The 19515-nt window shown below is 46.4% G+C and carries 15 protein-coding genes; 12 read left to right on the top strand and 3 right to left on the bottom strand.

Annotation, left to right across the window (positions count from 1 at the left end):
• Positions 1-137: 137 nt before the first annotated feature.
• The 3 genes from OCU35_RS00915 (at position 138) to trmL (ending at position 2743) form a co-directional block, all read left to right on the top strand.
• On the top strand, positions 138-821 hold the full coding sequence (locus OCU35_RS00915; protein WP_017032951.1) for a response regulator: 684 nt from the start codon (positions 138-140) through the stop codon (positions 819-821).
• Positions 821-2191 carry an envelope stress sensor histidine kinase CpxA gene (gene cpxA / locus OCU35_RS00910; RefSeq protein ID WP_102376278.1) on the top strand — a complete coding sequence of 457 codons (1371 nt, stop codon included), beginning with the start codon at positions 821-823 and terminating at the stop codon, positions 2189-2191. Before OCU35_RS00915 ends, cpxA begins: the two co-directional genes overlap by 1 nt.
• Before the next feature lie 75 nt (positions 2192-2266).
• Entirely contained in the window at positions 2267-2743 is a 477-nt protein-coding gene (trmL, locus tag OCU35_RS00905; protein ID WP_017027318.1) for a tRNA (uridine(34)/cytosine(34)/5-carboxymethylaminomethyluridine(34)-2'-O)-methyltransferase TrmL, read from the top strand.
• 21 nt (positions 2744-2764) lie between these two features.
• Here trmL and OCU35_RS00900 read toward each other — a convergent pair whose 3' ends face one another.
• A complete protein-coding gene (locus OCU35_RS00900; RefSeq protein ID WP_017032948.1) occupies positions 2765-3259 on the bottom strand; it encodes an FxsA family protein in 495 nt (164 codons plus the stop codon).
• A gap of 337 nt (positions 3260-3596) precedes the next feature.
• Between OCU35_RS00900 and aspA the strand changes: the two genes are divergently transcribed.
• The 7 genes from aspA (at position 3597) to OCU35_RS00865 (ending at position 12072) form a co-directional block, all read left to right on the top strand.
• Positions 3597-5033, top strand: coding sequence for an aspartate ammonia-lyase (gene aspA / locus OCU35_RS00895; RefSeq protein WP_017027316.1), 1437 nt, complete (start codon positions 3597-3599; stop codon positions 5031-5033).
• A gap of 132 nt (positions 5034-5165) precedes the next feature.
• Entirely contained in the window at positions 5166-6473 is a 1308-nt protein-coding gene (locus OCU35_RS00890) for an anaerobic C4-dicarboxylate transporter (RefSeq protein WP_017027315.1), read from the top strand.
• A gap of 151 nt (positions 6474-6624) precedes the next feature.
• A complete protein-coding gene (locus OCU35_RS00885; protein ID WP_261825505.1) occupies positions 6625-8409 on the top strand; it encodes a protein-disulfide reductase DsbD in 1785 nt (594 codons plus the stop codon).
• Positions 8410-8568: 159 nt separating this feature from the next.
• Positions 8569-9204, top strand: a complete 636-nt coding sequence (locus OCU35_RS00880) for a response regulator transcription factor (protein ID WP_017027313.1) — start codon at positions 8569-8571, stop codon at positions 9202-9204.
• 239 nt (positions 9205-9443) lie between these two features.
• Positions 9444-9707 (top strand): DUF4212 domain-containing protein, encoded by a 264-nt coding sequence (locus OCU35_RS00875; protein WP_017027312.1) that lies wholly within the window; start codon positions 9444-9446, stop codon positions 9705-9707.
• A gap of 12 nt (positions 9708-9719) precedes the next feature.
• On the top strand, positions 9720-11447 hold the full coding sequence (locus tag OCU35_RS00870; RefSeq protein ID WP_017027311.1) for a sodium:solute symporter family protein: 1728 nt from the start codon (positions 9720-9722) through the stop codon (positions 11445-11447).
• Between the two features lie 142 nt (positions 11448-11589).
• Positions 11590-12072: a hypothetical protein gene (locus OCU35_RS00865; protein WP_017027310.1), complete on the top strand. Its 483-nt coding sequence runs from the start codon at positions 11590-11592 to the stop codon at positions 12070-12072.
• Here the strand turns inward: OCU35_RS00865 and OCU35_RS00860 are convergent.
• Complete coding sequence (locus tag OCU35_RS00860) at positions 12042-15509, bottom strand: hybrid sensor histidine kinase/response regulator (protein ID WP_017027309.1); 3468 nt, start codon at positions 15507-15509, stop codon at positions 12042-12044. The two genes, OCU35_RS00865 and OCU35_RS00860, sit on opposite strands and share 31 nt — an antisense overlap.
• 111 nt (positions 15510-15620) lie before the next feature.
• Positions 15621-16805: a 3-phenylpropionate MFS transporter gene (locus OCU35_RS00855; RefSeq protein WP_017032943.1), complete on the bottom strand. Its 1185-nt coding sequence runs from the start codon at positions 16803-16805 to the stop codon at positions 15621-15623.
• Positions 16806-16979: 174 nt separating this feature from the next.
• Here OCU35_RS00855 and OCU35_RS00850 point away from each other — a divergent pair, with 174 nt between their 5' ends.
• Both OCU35_RS00850 and OCU35_RS00845 read left to right on the top strand, forming a co-directional pair.
• Positions 16980-18800, top strand: coding sequence for a DUF294 nucleotidyltransferase-like domain-containing protein (locus OCU35_RS00850; protein ID WP_017032942.1), 1821 nt, complete (start codon positions 16980-16982; stop codon positions 18798-18800).
• 2 nt (positions 18801-18802) lie between these two features.
• On the top strand, positions 18803-19435 hold the full coding sequence (locus tag OCU35_RS00845; RefSeq protein WP_017027306.1) for a 3'-5' exonuclease: 633 nt from the start codon (positions 18803-18805) through the stop codon (positions 19433-19435).
• The last annotated feature ends 80 nt before the right edge of the window (positions 19436-19515 follow it).

The following is a 19515-nucleotide window of genomic DNA, read 5'->3' as shown; positions in this document are numbered from 1 at the left end:
TCAGCAGATGCATTTAGAATAATAGTAGGCGTGTAAAGTGCGGTATGCGAAACGTAAAGATAAGTAAATCAAATCCAAGCCCTTTACAATCCGCCTTACAATCTAAGTATCAAACACAGCCGCAGAGTGAGAACCCGATGCCACATATTTTATTAGTAGATGACGATACTGAGCTAACGGCTCTACTAGAAGACATTCTCACCTACGAAGGCTTTACTGTTTCTCAAGCTCATAATGGTATTGAGGGGCTCGAAGCCGTCAATGAAGATATTGATCTGATTCTTCTTGATATCATGATGCCTAAAATGAGTGGCATGGAAATGCTAAAACAGCTTAGGGAAAACTGGCAGACGCCGGTTTTGTTCCTTACTGCGAAAGGAGAAGAAGTCGATCGGGTTATAGGGCTTGAACTGGGTGCCGATGATTTTCTGCCAAAACCATTTAGCGATAGAGAGTTGTTGGCGCGAATCCGCGCTATTTTGCGTCGAACACAAAACACGCCGGCGACCCCAGCATCAAACAATACCTTTGATGACATCTCTTTAAACCCTGGCGCTCAAGAAGCCTATTGTGAAGACGCACTTCTCGACCTAACGAGCACAGAGTACGCCCTACTGGAGTACTTTCTGCGCAACCCGGGACAGGCACTCACTAAAGAAAATATCAGCCTTGAAGTACTAGGTAAGCGTTTGGCGGCATTCGATAGAGCCGTGGATATGCATGTATCAAATCTGCGAAAAAAACTTCCTGAACGTAAAGATGGCAAACCTCGCATTAAAACTCTGCGAGGCAAAGGCTACCTCTTTGTCGAGACAGCATAATGAAACTGCCTAAATTTAATAGCCTCTACGGGCGTATCTTTGCCATATTTTGGCTCACCATTTTGTTGGTGCTACTTGCTGTTATCGGCTTGCAAATGCTCGATCCAAGGAAGTCGCACTCCATCAATAAAGACTCACTAGATAAGATAACTCGCCTAGTCAGCGCAGTAGAGAGTGATCTTAGTAAAAGCACCAATCCGGTACGTACCTTAAGAAAGCTTGAAGAGCGCCGATTTGGTAGTAAAGATTTTCGTCTTTACTTAGTGGATAACGAAGGCACCCTAGTAAGCAGAGAGCATGGCCCTAGACGCCACGCACTTCAGAGCATGGCAGCCCAATACATCAATGCAGCAGAACCGAGCCAACAACTGTTCGGCCGTTTTATGGTAGCGGGTCCCTTCCCAATTCAAATCAGCGGTAATGATTTCGTTATCTATGCGGGCTTTAGCACCAACATGCCACCACCGCTTCTTTATCAATTCTTGGATGCTCCCTTCAAGTTGTTGCTGTTTATCATGATCGTGAGCACCCCATTGCTGTTGTTGTGCGCTTGGAACTTGAGCCTGCCTGCTCGAAGGCTAGAGCTTGCAGCAAAGCGAGTCACCCATGGGCAATTTGAAGTAGACCCTAGCCTTGAGCAAGGCACTAGCGAGTTCAAACAGACCGGTGCAAGCTTTAACCAGATGGTGCTATCCATTAATCAAATGGTTTCGGGTCAGCAAAAGCTCTTATCTGATATTTCGCACGAGCTTCGCTCACCGCTGACTCGCTTGAGAATGGCTAATGCACTTGCCACACGAAAGCAAGGCTCCTCCAAAGAACTTGAGCGTATAGAAACGGAAGCAGAGAGACTGGAGCAGATGATAAAAGACCTGCTCGGACTGTCACGCATGCAGATAGACAGCCATCACAATCGAACGCAATTGCAAGCTCAGTCGTTATGGGAAGAGATGCTTTTAGATGCTCAATTTGAAGCAGAGCAAAGCCAGATAAACTTAAACTTCCAATCTATTCCCGAAGTGACTTTGGTGGGTAACGAAAAACTGCTTTCTAGCGCATTTGAAAACATCGTGCGTAATGCCATTCGCTATGGCCAATCTAAGATAGAGGTACAGTTTTCACTATCTGACCATCAATTAACATTTACCGTTGAAGACGATGGCCCGGGCGTACCAGAAGAGGAGCTTGAAAGCATATTCCGTCCCTTCTATCGAGTTTCAACCGCTCGAGATAGAGAGAGCGGTGGCACAGGGCTAGGTCTCGCCATTACTGAAAGTGCCATTTTACAACACAACGGCACGATCAAAGCTGAGCGTGGCTCCTCATTAGGCGGACTGAAGATGACAGTAAGCTTGCCTATTCAAGCCTAGAGGAATGGCAGGCAGTGCACCTAAAACACGTTTAGGGTTATACTGCCTGCATTATTTATCAATACATGACAGCTTATGTTTGACATCGCTTTATACGAACCAGAAATCGCGCCGAACACCGGCAACATCATCCGACTTTGCGCAAACTGCGGTGCCAACTTGCACCTTATTGAACCACTGGGTTTTGACTTAGAAGAAAAGAAAGTAAGACGTGCTGGCCTTGATTACCACGACCTTGCGCGCGTTAAGCGCCATAAGAACTATCAAGCGTTTATTGATTTCTTAAATGAGCGAGATGGCGATTATCGAATTTTTGCCTGCACCACCAAAACCACAGGTCATCATGTGGATGCCAATTATCAGCAAGGGGATGTATTGTTGTTTGGCCCTGAAACTCGTGGCCTACCCGCAGAACTCATCGAATCAATGCCTATGGAGCAAAGAATTCGCATTCCAATGGTGGCAGACAGTCGTTCTTTGAATTTGTCGAATGCAGTGGCCATTATTGCGTTTGAAGCATGGCGCCAGATGGGATTTGATGGCGCTGTATAATACAGCGCCTGATTAGTTAACTTAGTTGAGACGGTCTTTATCTTGATCGTCTTTTTTCTCAAACTCGCCCTCGAACACATTACCATCATCCTTCTGATGGCTATCAAACGGTCCGCGTTGCTCAAAGTGCGTATGGCTTTGGAAGCCAGAATGCATACTATTTACCTGCACCCTTTTCATTAATTGCTGAGCGATAATAGCTCTTGGTTTAGGCAATAATACCAACATACCCAAAGCATCAGTCATAAAGCCGGGAGTCAACAGAAGCATACCAGCGACTGCCAGCATGACGCCCTCAATAATTTGTTGAGCAGGCATTTCGCCTTGTTGCAGACGGGACTGCACAGAAAGTAGTGTCGCAATACCTTGACTGCGTACCAGTGATGCACCAATCAGCGCCGTCAAGATGACAAGGAATATCGTAGTCCAAACACCGAGAAAACCACCTACTTGAATAAATAGGCCAATCTCAACTATTGGCACCAAGATGAATAACAACAATAAAATAGGAAACACGTATCCTCCTCAAATTCAGATGCTCAGTTTACGCGCAAAAAGGGGGTAAGCTCAATTGATATATAATTTTAGGTGCATAAGCCCGCACAGAGTTTCATTGATAAATAAAATTAATTATGCAGATGATAGAAAACTTCTCTATTTTTCCGCTACAAAAGTGATCAAATTATGATTTTTTTTTGTGGATTGCAGTATCATTGAACAACATAAAATCTAGTCTGATTTTAGAACCATAAAAATCTGCTGAATGGACTCATTAAACAGAATTGGTCATTGAACTAATAGGCTCTCACATTCGCCTTTTAGATAAAAACCAAGATGAATAAAGGTCCATGCTATGACAACAACTACTACACTGTCAGCAACTCGTATAGAAGAAGATCTCCTTGGCCAACGCCATGTCCCTGCCGACGCTTATTACGGCATTCATACCCTACGCGCAATCGAAAACTTTAATATCTCAAATGCGACCATCTCTGATGTGCCCGAATTCGTTCGCGGTATGGTCATGACAAAAAAAGCGGCTGCGATTGCCAACAAAGAACTCAGCGTTATTCAACCCGATGTTGCCAAACACATTATCGATGCCTGTGATGTCATTCTAGAAACAGGCCGCTGTATGGACCAATTTCCTTCTGATGTTTTCCAAGGCGGAGCCGGTACTTCAGTCAACATGAACACCAATGAAGTCATTGCCAACCTAGCCCTTGAACTAATGGGCAAGGAAAAGGGCCAATACGACATCATCAACCCAAACGATGATGTGAATAAGAGCCAATCAACCAACTGTGCCTACCCAACCGGTTTCCGTATCGCGGTATACAACAGCGTAAGCAAACTGATCGACGCTATTGAGTACCTTAAAGGCGCCTTCGATCTTAAGAGCGAAGAGTTCAACACCATTCTGAAAATGGGCCGCACACAGCTACAAGATGCAGTGCCTATGACGGTTGGCCAAGAATTCCGCGCATGGTCAGTGACTCTTGCCGAAGAAATCCGCAACCTGCAATACACTGCCAAGTTACTACTGGAAGTAAACCTAGGTGCTACCGCTATCGGTACTGGCCTTAATGCGGCAGAAGGTTACCAAGAGCTTGCGGTTAAAGCACTGGCTGATGTGACAGGTCTAGAGTGCGTTCCTGCAGAAGACCTTATCGAAGCCACCTCAGACTGTGGCGCTTACGTAATGATGCATGGTGCACTAAAGCGTCTTGCGGTTAAGCTGTCTAAGATCTGTAACGATTTGCGTTTATTGTCTTCAGGCCCTCGCGCAGGTCTCAATGAAATCAACCTGCCAGAGCTTCAAGCCGGCTCTTCAATCATGCCAGCTAAAGTAAACCCGGTAGTGCCTGAGGTGGTTAACCAAGTGTGCTTTAAGGTGCTAGGCAACGACAACACTATCTCGTTTGCTGCAGAAGGCGGCCAATTACAGCTCAACGTAATGGAACCGGTTATTGCTCAAAGCATGTTTGAGTCTCTGGACATCTTGACCAACGCTTGTGTAAACCTGCGTGATAAATGCATCGATGGTATCACGGTGAACAAAGAGGTGTGTGAAAGCCACGTATTCAACTCTATCGGTATTGTGACTTACCTAAACCCTTATATTGGCCACCATGAAGGTGACATCGTCGGTAAGATCTGTGCAGAAACAGGCAAAAATGTGCGTGAGGTAGTGCTCGAAAGAGGGCTACTCACCGAGGCGGAATTAGAAGATATATTCTCTGTTGAGAATCTAATGAAACCACAATATAGAGCGAAGCGCTTCAGCTAGGTTTTGCTTTATTAGGAAGGGGAAACTCAGCTAGGTCTGGTCTACCCTTCCTAAACACTCAATCTCAAGGCCCCCACTTTGAGATTGTTTACAATTACCCCCAAACAAAATCCAATTAAAGGAAAACAACAAATGATAATGGTAGAACTGTTAGTTGTTCTAGTGTTCATATATTTAGGCGCCAGAATTGGCGGCATTGGCATAGGTTTAGCAGGCGGCTTAGGTGTCATCGCCCTCTCACTTGGCCTTGGTATTCCAACTAGCCAAGACTTCATCCCAATCGATGTAATTCTGATTATTATGTCGGTTATTACCGCTATCGCTGCCATGCAGGTCGCCGGTGGTATGGATTGGTTGGTACAGATTGCGGAAGATTTCTTGCGTAAGCACCCAGAGCGAATCACCTTTTACGCGCCTATCGTTACCTTTGTCATGACGCTGATGGCAGGTACAGGACACACTGCATTCTCCACACTTCCGGTTATTGCCGAAGTAGCAAAAGGCCAAGGCATTCGACCTTCTCGACCACTTTCTATTGCCGTAGTTGCCTCTCAGATTGCTATCACAGCTTCTCCAATTTCAGCTGCTGTTGTTGCCTTTGCTGCTATGTTGGAGCCTCAAGGTGTGGATTACTTAACACTACTGGCTATCTGTATTCCGACTACATTCATCGCTTGTATGGTCGGTGCCTTCGTTGCTAACTTTATTGGTTGCCCGCTAAAAGATGACCCTGTTTATCAGGAGCGTCTAGAGCAAGGTCTGATCAAGCTTAATACTGGTGAAAGACGTGAGATCTTGCCTACCGCAAAACGTGCAACCTACATCTTCCTAGGTGCTATCGTATTTGTGGTCTTGTATGCCGCTGCTATTTCAGGCTCTGTGGGTCTAATTGAAAACCCAACCCTAGGTCGTAACGAAGCCATCATGACCGTCATGTTGGGCGCTGCAGCAGTGATCGTGCTAACCACTAAGATTGATGCAGCAATGATCCCGGCGGCAGCAACCTTCCGTTCAGGTATGACTGCGTGTGTATGTGTACTTGGTGTTGCTTGGTTAGGCTCAACCTTTGTTAACGCGCACGTTAATGACATTAAAGAGTTTGCAGGTTCACTTCTTGCTGACTACCCGTGGATGCTAGCACTAGTGCTATTCTTTGCCTCAATGCTTCTTTACTCGCAAGGCGCAACCACAGTTGCACTTATGCCTGCAGCCTTGGCGATTGGTGTAGCACCACTAACAGCTGTAGCATCTTTTGCTGCGGTTAGTGCTCTGTTTGTACTGCCAACCTACCCAACACTATTGGCGGCAGTTGAGATGGATGACACTGGCTCAACTCGAATTGGTAAGTATGTGTTTAACCACCCATTCTTCTTGCCAGGTGTTGCCACTATTACTACTGCGGTAACTCTAGGCTTTGTATTTGGTAGCTTCTTTATCTAAGTACTAGTCATTAATTATCTAGGGGCGCTATTTGCGCCCCTTTTTTATGAACGCCGTAATCCCTCAGATCCACCAACACCGTATAGGCGAACGAAACTTAATCCGCTACTATCAGGTCTACTAGTTATCTGTTCATAAATTGCCGGACACTATGCGCACCGTTTTACTCTCATTTTTATTGCTTTGTTTCTCTCAGGTCTCCGTTGCCTCGTTTAACAGTGAATCAAGCTCGCCTGTTCAAAGTGGCTTTGAGCAACCAAGCTTCGGTCAGCCTAGCTTTTTGCGAGTTGAACAAGCCTTCCCGTTTGATTTTGTTCAGCAAGGAAAACAAGTACGCCTCACATGGCAAGTCACCGATGGCTACTACCTCTATCAATCTCGATTTGATGTCAGTGCAGAAAATGCCACTTTAGGTGAGATCTCTTTAAAAGAAGGGACGCCTTATGAAGATGAGTTTTTCGGCCTAGTCAACATTTACACAGAGCCTGTGACCATTAGCGTGCCCATCTTGGAGCAAGGGAATAATGCCCAGCTGATTGTTCAGTATCAGGGGTGTGCCAAGGCAGGGTTCTGTTATCCACCGGAAACAAAGGTTATTGACCTTGAGCCTGTTGCAGGCTCTGAGAACGCGCAAATAGACGACACCACCAGCACACCGTCAGGATCATCACTACCCAAAAGCGAGAGCGACATGGCAGCGTTGCTCGGTGATTCAATGTGGACCCCTTTGATCTTCTTACTGCTCGGCATAGGGCTGGCTTTCACCCCCTGCGTGTTACCCATGTACCCTATTTTGACCAGCATCGTTTTGGGTAATGGCAAGCAATCCACAGCCCGCGCACTGGCACTTTCTTTTGTTTACGTTCAGGGAATGGCACTCACCTACACCTTACTTGGGTTGATCGTTGCCTCTGCTGGTTTGCAATTTCAGGCAGCCCTGCAACATCCAGTTGTGCTAATCACCATCAGTGTACTATTCGTATTGCTGTCTCTGTCTATGTTTGGTTTATACAACCTGCAACTGCCAAGTAGCCTTCAAACTAAGCTCAATGAAATCAGTAACCAACAAAAAGGTGGTCGCTGGTTCGGTGCTTTTGCGATGGGAGCAATATCTGGATTGGTATGCTCGCCTTGCACCACCGCCCCGCTATCCGGTGCACTGTTATATGTGGCGCAAACGGGCGACTTGTTCACCGGTGCGATCACCTTGTATGCGTTGGCTCTCGGGATGGGAATCCCCCTCATCCTGCTGGCGGTATTTGGCAATCGCTTCTTACCAAAAGCTGGATTGTGGATGGATAAAGTTAAAACCTTATTTGGCTTTGTCTTGCTGGCCGCTCCGCTGTTCTTCCTTGAGCGAATCCTTAGTGCTGAATGGATTTCTGCATTGTGGTCGATACTGGGTGTGTCTTTCTTTGCTTGGCTGTATCACGCCAAGAATCAAGTGCCGTTTGGATCTTGGAAGCAAAGCCTCATAGGTATCATCGCGATACTAGGCTTAATTGGCTCGGCACAACCGGTATGGAACAAGCTACTTGGTTTAGAGAGCAGCGTTGAGGCGCCACAATCTAAGATAGCGTTTATCCGTGTGGCGACCGTTCAAGACCTGCAGCAAGAGCTAGAAAAAGCCAAGCAGGCGGGTAAGCCGGTGATGCTAGATTTCTATGCCGACTGGTGCGTGGCATGTAAAGAGTTTGAGAAGTACACCTTCCATGAAGCTAGCGTGGAGCAAAAGCTCAAAGGCTTCGTGCTACTGCAAGCAGACGTCACTAAAAATCAACCTAGAGATATTCAAATGTTAGAGCACATGCGAGTACTTGGATTACCCACCATTGAGTTTTGGAACGAGCAGGGGGAACACCTTCCATCGGCTAGGCTCACCGGTTTTGTGAAGGCTGAGCCATTCTTAAACCACCTACAACGCTTCAACCTATAAACAAAAGTAGACGCCCATCAAGGCAATTGATGGGCGTTTTATCCATCTAAGCGCATAAATATCGATACAACTCAGAGTTTTAGTGGCCAAATCTTGTTCATTAAAATAAAACCATCAATAATCACTTAAACCACTAATGAATACTCAGGTAAAAGTGATATGGACGCCACTTACACTATTGTTATCGCGGATGACCATCCTCTATTTAGAAACGCTCTGTTTCAGTCCGTACACATGGCGATCAGTGGAGCCAATCTTTTAGAAGCCGAATCACTCGATACCTTACTGGAATTGCTTCGCAAACAGGAAGACGTAGACCTAGTTCTGTTAGATTTAAAGATGCCTGGCGCAAATGGCATGTCTGGACTGATGCAGCTACGCAGTGAATTTCCCGACATTGCTGTAGTGGTGATTTCTGCAAGTGAAGAACCCTCGGTTGTCAGCCAAGTGAAGAGTCACGGCGCGTTTGGGTTTATTCCTAAATCCAGTGATATGCGAAGCCTTATCAATGCGCTCAACCAAGTACTCAGTGGCGATCAATTCTTCCCTGCAGATCTGGCTAAACAAGCCGAGCAATACAGTGACATTTCGGACAAACTCGCCTCCCTTACTCCACAGCAATATAAGGTGCTGGCCATGCTAGCAGATGGCCTCCTGAACAAGCAGATTGCCTATGAGCTTGATGTCTCTGTGGCCACCATCAAGGCGCACATGACCGCTATCTTCCGCAAGCTTGGGGTTACCAACCGCACTCAAGCGGTTATCTTACTGCAGCAATCAGAGGTTGAGTCTTGATGCCAAGACAACCTCTTGATTGGTAAATAAAAGCAATATTTCCTACTTCCGTATTAGACCTTTGGCTAATACCGCGCAAAATCAACTTCACACTTTTCCCTGCAATATCATTAACACCCTGATTTTAAAGATTTTAATTAAAATTATCGTCAAGACCAAAGTTCAAATGAGTTATTACAACCCCACTGCTATCGTATGCTTGAAACATTTTATTAACAAACAAGTGTAAGGAGACGGCAATGGCGTTTGAAAATGAAGAACGAGCCAAAGCCTACTGGAGCAAGAATGTTCGACTCATGATTAGCCTTTTGGTTATTTGGTTTGTTGTGTCATTCGGCTGCGGTATTTTATTTGTGGATCAACTCAACCAAATTCAAATCGGCGGCTATAAGTTAGGCTTCTGGTTTGCACAGCAGGGTGCCATCTACTGTTTCTTGGGCATTATTTTCTACTATGCGTGGAAGATGCGTCAGATTGACCGCGAATTTAACGTAGAAGAATAGGGAGCTACAAAGATGGATCTTAAGACAATTACATACCTTGTTGTAGGTGCGACCTTCGCACTCTATATCGGTATCGCGATATGGGCTCGAGCTGGCACGACCAAAGAGTTCTACGTTGCCGGTGGTGGGGTAAACCCAATCGCGAACGGTATGGCAACAGCAGCTGATTGGATGTCTGCAGCATCATTTATCTCAATGGCAGGTCTAATCGCCTTCATGGGATACGGTGGCTCAGTATTCCTAATGGGTTGGACTGGTGGTTATGTGCTTCTCGCATTACTACTCGCTCCATACCTACGTAAATTTGGTAAATTTACGGTTCCAGAGTTCGTCGGTGAACGCTTTTACTCCAAGACAGCCCGTGTAGTAGCGGTAGCTTGTTTGATCATCGCATCGGTAACCTACGTTATCGGTCAGATGAAAGGGGTGGGTGTTGCATTTGGTCGCTTCCTTGAGGTGGACTACGCAACCGGACTTGGCGTGGGTATGTGTATCGTATTCATCTATGCCGTTATGGGTGGTATGAAAGGTATTACTTACACCCAGATTGCTCAATACTGCGTACTCATTCTTGCTTACACTATTCCAGCAGTATTTATCTCTCTACAACTAACAGGTCACGCTCTTCCTCAAATAGGGTTGGGTAGTACCATGACGGGGACGGATGTCTATCTACTCGACCGGCTTGACCAGGTGGTGACCGAACTCGGCTTTACTGAATACACGACACATGTGCGGGGCGATACCCTCAATATGTTTGTGTACACCATGTCATTGATGATCGGTACTGCAGGTCTACCACACGTAATTATCCGTTTCTTCACTGTACCTAAGGTACGTGATGCTCGAACCTCAGCAGGTTGGGCACTCGTGTTCATCGCGATTCTATACACTACAGCACCAGCTGTTGCAGCTATGGCTCGCCTGAACCTAATGGAAACCGTAAACCTTCCATCTGGACAAAACCTTGTCTATGACGAGCGTCCTGATTGGTTTAGAAACTGGGAGAAAACAGGGCTTCTTGGCTTTGAAGATAAAAATGCAGATGGTGCTATCCAATACACTTCTAGCGCAGCAACTAATGAGCTAAAAGTAGATAGAGATATCATGGTATTGGCAAACCCTGAGATTGCTAAGCTACCAAATTGGGTCATAGCCCTAGTCGCTGCAGGTGGTCTTGCAGCAGCACTATCAACTGCAGCAGGCTTGCTATTGGCTATCTCCTCCTCCATCTCGCACGATCTGATAAAAGGGGTAATAAACCCCAACATTTCAGAGAAGAAAGAACTGCTCGCCAGCCGGATATCCATGGCGGTGGCGATTGGGGTCGCGGGGTATTTGGGACTCAACCCACCGGGCTTTGCCGCCGGTACGGTTGCCCTCGCCTTTGGATTGGCTGCCTCCTCCATCTTCCCGGCCTTGATGATGGGTATATTCAGCAAGAATATTAACAAAGAAGGTGCGATTGCAGGTATGGTCGCAGGTATCGGTATTACTCTGTTCTATGTATTCCAACACAAAGGCGTTTTGTTTGTTGCGGATTGGAAATACCTAGAAAGCTGGGGTAGCAACTGGTTCCTAGGCATTGAACCTAACGCATTTGGTGCGATTGGTGCAGCCTTCAACTTCATCGTGGCATTCGCTGTGTCGAAAGTAACAGCAGAAACACCACAAGAAGTGAAAGACCTTGTTGAGCACGTTCGAGTTCCAGCAGGAGCAGGCTCAGCTCAAGACCACTAATACAATCTATCCAATCTAGTCCACAAAAGCCCCTTCGGGGGCTTTTTTAATAAAGTAAGTCGAGTATTGTAAAGAGAAGAGTATCAAACATAAAAACACCGACACTCTCTCTGGAATTTTACATTGTCGCTAGGATGCAAAAATGTTCAAAAACAAACACTTTATCGTTGCTTTACTGGTCGCCCCTATTTTGGCGGTAATCACTTATTTTGGTATCGATATGGCCGTGAGTGAAAAACCTCATGCGGCCAAACAAGGCGAAAGCTACAAACTCATCAGTAAATCTAATTGTCGCTATACCAGTGGTTTGTGTGATTTTGAAAATGGTGAATTCAAGGTGCAGTTTCGCTCAGAGAAACTCACTGCAGACACTCTAGAACTCACTCTAAGATCTAAATTCCCACTACAGGGTATAAAGGTCGCATTAGCCGAAAATGGTGAGAGTCAGCCTATAGAGATGACACCCACCAATCAAGATATGCGTAACTGGGCTATCTCATTGCCTGCCAGCAATATTGAAACAAAGAATCTTCGTGTTGCCATTCAGGCCGAAGATACTCTCTACTACGGAGAGACTGAGACCACCTTTGTGGTTTACGAGACTCTATTCACCGAAGATAAGTGACGCTCAAAGTTATTGAGAAGGGTTCGAAGCTTTAATGGCTTAACCGGTTTAGGCAAAAATTCAAACCCTTCGCTCTTAACTTGATCGACAATATCTGGCGTTCTATCGGCACTGATAATCACACCATTAAACTCTGTCCCCATGACTTGCTTGAAGTGCTGTAATACCTGTAGCCCTGTTCTGCCATTTTCTAAACGATAGTCAGAAAGGATCACGTCTGGTTGCCAGTGATTATCCAACTGCAACAGACTCTGCTCTAAATCCGTTGCCAATCTCACCTGACACCCCCAGCGCTGTAGCAAGTGCTCCATCCCTTCCAGGATTGAAACTTCGTCATCAACACACAGCACTCGCAAATTGCTCAGTGGAGTAGCCGTTACCACTGGAGCTATAGAAGGGACCTCTTCAACAACGACCTTCTGTGCCAATGGCACAGTGATAGAAAATACGCTTCCTCTACTGGGCCACGAGCGCAATGAGATTGTATGCCCCAACAATTGAGCTATCCCCTTTGAAATAGCGAGCCCCAAGCCAAGGCCTTTGTCAGAACGGATTTGATTGGTGCGGGTAAATTCTTCAAATATTAATTGCTGCTTATCCTCTTCGACGCCAACTCCGTTATCCCAGACCTGAATGGAAAGAGTGTTACCCTCTCTTCGCGCTCCCAATATCACCTTCCCTTGAGGGCTGTATCGAAAGGCATTGGTTAAGAAGTTCTGGATTACCCTGCGCAATAACTTAGGATCGGACTCAACAAATAATGAAGTGGGTATCGTTCTAAAATTGATGCCCTGCTCCTCAGCAATAACACCAAACTCAGCATCCAGGTTGAACAATACCTCACTTAAAGCAAAGGGCTGCACCTTGGCCTCTAGCTTGCCAGACTCCAAACGAGAGATGTCCAGTAGGTCACTGATCAGCACCTCAGCCGCTTCCATTGCACTTTCTATATGGCGTGCCACTTGTTGTGTTTCAGCATCTTTCGCCACCTCTGACAGTGATGAAGTAAACAGACGAGCCGCATTTAAAGGCTGCATTAGGTCATGACTAACAGCAGCAAGGAAGCGAGATTTAGATTGTGATTCTTGCTCTGAGCGCTGGGTTGCGATGGTGAGCTGTCGATTCAATTGCTCTAGCTCATGGGTTCGCTCTTGTACCCTTTCTTCGAGGGTGACATTCGCGTCCTTTAGCGCCTGCTCTGCCTGACGATAAACGGTAATATCACTGAAACTCATCGCAAACCCGCCACTGGGCATGGGATTGCCTTGTACTTCGATGACTCGTCCATCTGCGCGCTGTCGGGAGGATGTATGGTTCGTGCCTCTTCGGAGATGCTCTAGTCGACGCTGTACATGAACTTCCGGATCTCCAGGCCCACACAGTCCTTTCTCTGCGTTATGACGAATAACATCTGCAATAGGCCTGCCCACCTGTATTAATCCTGGTGGGAACTCAAACAGCTCCAAGTAACGCTGATTCCATGCCACCAGCCTCAATTGCTTATCAACTACTGCAATCCCTTGCTCGATGTGCTCAATGGCACCTTGCAAAAGACTACGACTAAAGTCATACAGCTCTGACGCCTCATCGACTATGGTGGCCACCTCTTCAAGCTGCATGTTTTTACCTTGCAGGGCAGAAGTAAGCACTAACTTAGCTGACGAAGCTCCAAATACGCCAGCCAGTACACGCTCTGTATGCCGTATCAGGGTTGAGGGGGCATACTGATTGGGCATCAGCACTTCTTCTTGTTGGCTCCAAAACTGATTAAAAGCACTGCGAACCCTGTGTCTCCCCACAAACTTAGAAGCCACCAGTTCTAATTCTGCGACGGTAACCCGACTTTGATACAGGCTAATATTGTCTGACTCAGGCAGTGGTGAGCCAACAAAAGCCGCAGATTGTAAGCGCTCACTAATATTGGGACGCGTTAGTATCGACACCACTACATAACACACACTGTTGGCACTGATACTGAGCAACATGCCCCAGTCAGAGTTTTTAATATCGAGGCTTGCCAATAACTCTGGTGGTGAAATCATCCAGATAAGAACGTTGTTTCCCGCATCTCCCGCTAGAATGCCAGTTTGGCTCATCAGGGTAACAAGCCAGAGAACAAAGCCTACTACCAAGCCAACGTAAACCCCATTGCGATTTCCGTGTCGCCAATACATTCCACCCAGCAATGCTGGGGCAAACTGAGTGACAGCTGCAAAAGAAAGGAACCCAATCGCAGACAAACTACCTATGCTGTCCAGCACTTGATAAAAGAACCACGCACCGACAATCAGCATGACAATCAGGATTCGGCGAATCACCAATAGACGCCCAGAGAAATGCCTAAAGTTGTGTTGGGAGAGCTTCATTCTGCGCAGAAGCAACGGCATTACGAGGTCATTAGACACCATGATAGCCAAAGCAATCGTGGATACGATCACCATGCCACTTGCCGCAGAAACACCGCCAATAAAGGCAAACAAAGCAACGCTATCTGCACCTAATGCCAGTGGTAAGCTAATGACGTAGCTATCAGCAGGGCTGCCGGGCAATAAACTAGAACCCACCCAAGCGATAGGAAGTACAAATAACCCCATCAACATCAAATAGGCAGGAAAGACTCGCCTTGCGGTATGCAAATCATGGGCACGTTCATTCTCAACCACAGTGGTGTGAAACTGCCTAGGAAGACAGAAGATTGCCATCATGGTCAAAAGGGTGTGGATCAATAAGGTGGGTATGTTGGGAGATTCATAGGTTTGCTTTGCTGCTTGCCAAAGCTCTATATCCGTTCGTTGCAGCACCACAAACATGACAAATATGCCGACAAACAAAAAAGCCACCAGCTTCACTATGGATTCGAAAGCGATAGCCATCATCATTCCGCGGTGATGCTCTGTGTTATCAATATGGCGAGTACCAAATAGCACGGTAAAAGTAGCAAGGGCTGCCACCATCAACCAAGAGACGAGATATTTTTGATTTCCCCCCTCGCCTAATACCTCTGGAGCGGCAAGCTCAATCCCCATCATAATGCCACGCATCTGCAATGCGATATAAGGCAAGATGCCGACGACAGAGATCAGGGTGACGAATACTGCTAAGCCTTGAGATTTACCGTAGCGAGCAGCTATAAAATCTGCAATGGAGTTAATGTGTTCGCGCTTTGCCACCAAAATCATGCGCGCTAAAACGCGCCAAAAAAAGACAAATACGATAATAGGGGCAAGATAAACAGGCAGGAATGCCCAAGGGTTATTGGCGGCTTGGCCTACGGTGCCAAAGAACGTCCAAGAGGTGCAATAAACTGCAATAGAAAGACTGTAAATCCAAGGACGCCAAGAGGCCAGCCATTGAGGACGTTTATCCCCGTACCACGCTACTAAAAAAAGCAGTACTAAATAGAGTAGCGATGCGGGAACAACAACCCATCCTTGCATAAACAATCCTTAACCAGTCTTAATTCTGAATGCATCTAACCCACTATCTACTTTCAGGAGCACATAGGTTTAGATGCTATAAGACTAGTCAAAGATCGCTTTGCAGCTCAATTAGTTAGCTTGTTTTTGTGGTTCAATCCCCACTTCTTCAACATTCCCTTTCTGAGGGTCCAATTTAACAAACATAGCCAACACACCCATAGCGGCCATAACCCAGAAGACATTTGCCCCCCAAAGCTCATAGCCCCAGCCACTCAGTGCCGTCATGGTCGCCATAACAATACCCAGAGGGATGGCATTATAGAGTGCTTGCAGTGCTACCATCTTATGTTGCTCTGCATCTTGGATGTATCGAATGGCAGCAATATGTGCCAATGCAAAGGTAACGCCGTGCAACAGCTGAATAAGCACTAAGGCAAATAGCATGGTGGTTGATGCCGTTAGCCCCCAGCGCACAATGACACCCACAGAAGCGACCAAGAATAGAGAGCGCAGTGTCCACTTACCGAACCAACGGTTACTGAAAGCAAAGATACATACCTCAGCCACCACACCGAGACTCCACAGGTAACCAATGATATCGGCACTGTAACCCGCATCTTTCCAATAGATGGTACTAAAACCGTAATAGGCTGCATGGCTTCCCTGAATAAGGGCGATCAAGCCGATGAACTTAATCACCGACCATTCGCGGAGCAGACTGCTTAGCTTAGGTCTGACCGATTTCACGTTGCCCTGGGTTACAGGCATTGGATTTGGATTGCGCATTGAGGCCACGATAGAGAAGGCAATGCCCGCTAACGCGGTATAGACAATGAAATCAATACCAAAGTTTGCAACAAGGAAACCCACTACCGTTGAGCCTGCAATAAAGGCAATCGATCCCCATAGACGCGTTCGACCATAGTCGAGCATCTTCAAGCGAGCATAGTGATTGGCCATTGCATCAGAAATAGGAACAATCGGTCCACAACAAGCGTTAAACAGGATGGTAGCCACCGCCATCAACCAGAAACTTCCACCCGTAAAAAAGTGAAACGCAATGAAAGCGAGCGAAGCTAGGCTGAGCACCCGAAGTGCGGGCATCAAGTGCTCTATTTTATGAATTCGGGGAGTAATAATAAGGTTTGCGGCGCATCGGGTAGCAAAGGCTATACCCAACAATAGGCCGATATCTGAGGCAGAAACCCCTTGGTCTTTAAACCAAAGCGCCCAGAAAGGGAGATAAACGCCATAGGCAAAAAAGAACCCCAGAAAATACTGAGATAGCCACGCGTATGGAGAGGGTTTCAACATCAAACTGTCCTAGATTAAGCAATATTCGGCGGCAATTATGAAGTGAACCCAGTGGAATAAAAAGGGATAACTTCAATTTCACCTTTTCCCTATTAGACCAAAGTCGTCTGGAGCTTATTTGAGGATTTGTCACACTAGTAGGGTTAGGGTTTGTCGCCAAAGGATTAAGTCTTCATGCCTGAAAAATTTAATACACAACACCCTCCCTTTGACCGCCTCACACCTCGAGAGGTCGAGCAGTTAAAGTCGTCTTTAGATATTGCCTACTTTCGAGCTGGAGAGGTTCTTCTCGATGCTGGACAATCGACAACACACTTGTTCGTGTTGATAAAAGGTTCGGTGGAAGAGAAGTATCAACAAGAGGTCTTTGCTCATTACGGTCACGACGACTTATTTGATGTGCGATCATTGTTTGAAGGAAAGGTTCGTCATCAGTACGTCGCGCTAGAAGACGTGTTGTGTTATCTGTTGCCAAGTGAGGTATTCCTCTCTTTATTCAATAGTAATCAATCATTTGCCGAGTACTTCGATAGCAGCTTGTCCAAGCGCCAACAACTCATCAAGGACGCCAAGAAGCAGCAAAATCTGGCTGAATTCATTCTTACCAAGGTCGACGACTCTATCTATCACCCTCCGCTAGTGCTGACTCCAGAGACCTCAATTAAAGAAGCTACCGCTCTTTTGAATAATGATGATATTGATGCGGCCTTGGTGAAACTTTCTGAGACTGATCCCCGCTTGCAAGAACACCCTTACCAATCACCGTATGCCATTGTTACTCGCACCAACCTTTTACATTCTTTAGTGCTGGAAGAAAAAAGCATGCAAACGCCGGTGTCCGACATATCAACATTTCCGGTATTTGAAGTGCATGAAGGCGATTTTGTATTTAATGCCATGCTCACCATGACCAGAAACAAGATGAAACGAGTGATGGTGGTCAATGAGAAACAAGCGGTGGGCATGCTCGACTTGACCCAGATCCTAAGTGCTTTCTCCTCTCATTCTCACGTTCTCAGCTTGAGCATTGCTCGCGCTAAAAATATCGATGAACTGGCACAAGCCTCTCAAAGGCAACATGATTTTGTTAAAAGCCTGTTGATTAATGGCATCCGTACTCGATTTATCATGGAGCTTATTTCTGTACTCAACGAGCAAATCATTGAGAAAGCCTTCCAATTAATCGTTCCCGAGGACGCACAGCAGCACTGTTGCCTGCTCGTTCTTGGCTCAGAAGGCCGTGGAGAGCAGGTTCTAAAAACAGACCAGGACAATGCCCTGATCCTTGAGGATGGGTTTGACTGGCCTGAATGTGGCCAGACAATGGATACGTTCACAGAGACCCTGCTAGAGCTTGGTTACCCTCTTTGTCCCGGTAAGGTGATGGTCAACAATCCGCTTTGGGTGTCTAGCCAAAGCGAGTGGAAAAAGAAAGTAGCGAAATGGATCGAGGTCAGTAACGCCGATTCAGTGATGCAACTGGCCATCTTTTCGGACGCACTGCCGGTTGCGGGTAATAAACTCTTAGTCGAGCCTGTTCTGAATTCTCTGCACGACGCGCTCACTGGTCGCATGCTGACCCTTTCAGACTTTGTTAGACCTGCCCTGCAGTTCTCTGTGCCTCTGACTCTGTTTGGTAATGTCAAAGCGCGTAAGGAAGGACTGGATATCAAGCAAGGGGGGATATTCTCCATTGTTCATGGCATTCGCGCGCTCGCACTGGAGCACGACCTTCGTCAGCGCAATACCTTTGAAAGAATCGAAGCCCTGCATGAATTAGGCTGCCTCGAAGATGACACAGCGGATAATCTCAGCGAGTCCTTAAAGCTATTCTTCAAGCTACGTCTCGCACAACAATTGGCTCATCAAGACTCATCCAATAACCTAGATCTCAATGCACTGGATAGAACCGAGCGTGACTTACTCAGACACAGTCTGCACGTGGTGAAGAAGTTTAAGCAGTTCCTTAGCTACCATTATCAGATCAGAGACTGACTATGAACTGGCTGACGAGACACTACTGGCACTGGAAGCTAAAGGGCTCCCCTTTTCAATCGCTATTTTCAGAATCTGATAGCAGTGAGTATGTGTCTATCGACTGCGAGACCACCAGCTTAGAGCCAACACGAGCAGAACTGGTGACTATTGCCGCCACCAAGATCATCAATAATCGCGTCATTACTAGTACCCCCTTTCATGTCAAACTCAAGGCGCCTCAATCATTGGATGAGAATTCCATCAAGGTGCATCAAATCCGCCATCAAGACCTTGGTGACGGATTGGAAGAGAAAGAGGCCTTACTGCAGCTGCTCGACTTTATTGGTAGCCGCCCTATCGTGGGGTACCACATTCGCTACGATAAGCGAATTCTCGATATCGCATTCAAGAAGCATTTTGGGTTTCCTCTGCCGAATACCATCATAGAAGTCAGCCATATCTATCAGGAGAAGCTGGAAAAGCATCTACAAAATGCCTATTTCGACCTTAGCCTAGAGGCTATTTGTCGACATCTAGACCTGCCCATTCGAGACCAACACAACGCACTTCAAGATGCCATCACTGCAGCGCTGGTATTCGTTCGTCTCACTAAAGGTGACCTGCCAAGTCTCAATATGCCACATATTAAGTAGCGATTGAGTTCTCAGTTATCGAAATAACCCTTTAATTTCACAGCGATAGTTACCTTCTCATCCTAAAGTCTAATTGTGGA

The sequence above is a fragment of the Vibrio breoganii genome (assembly GCF_024346795.1).
GTDB lineage: Bacteria > Pseudomonadota > Gammaproteobacteria > Enterobacterales > Vibrionaceae > Vibrio > Vibrio breoganii.
This window is presented reverse-complemented; position numbering and strand designations above follow the sequence as displayed.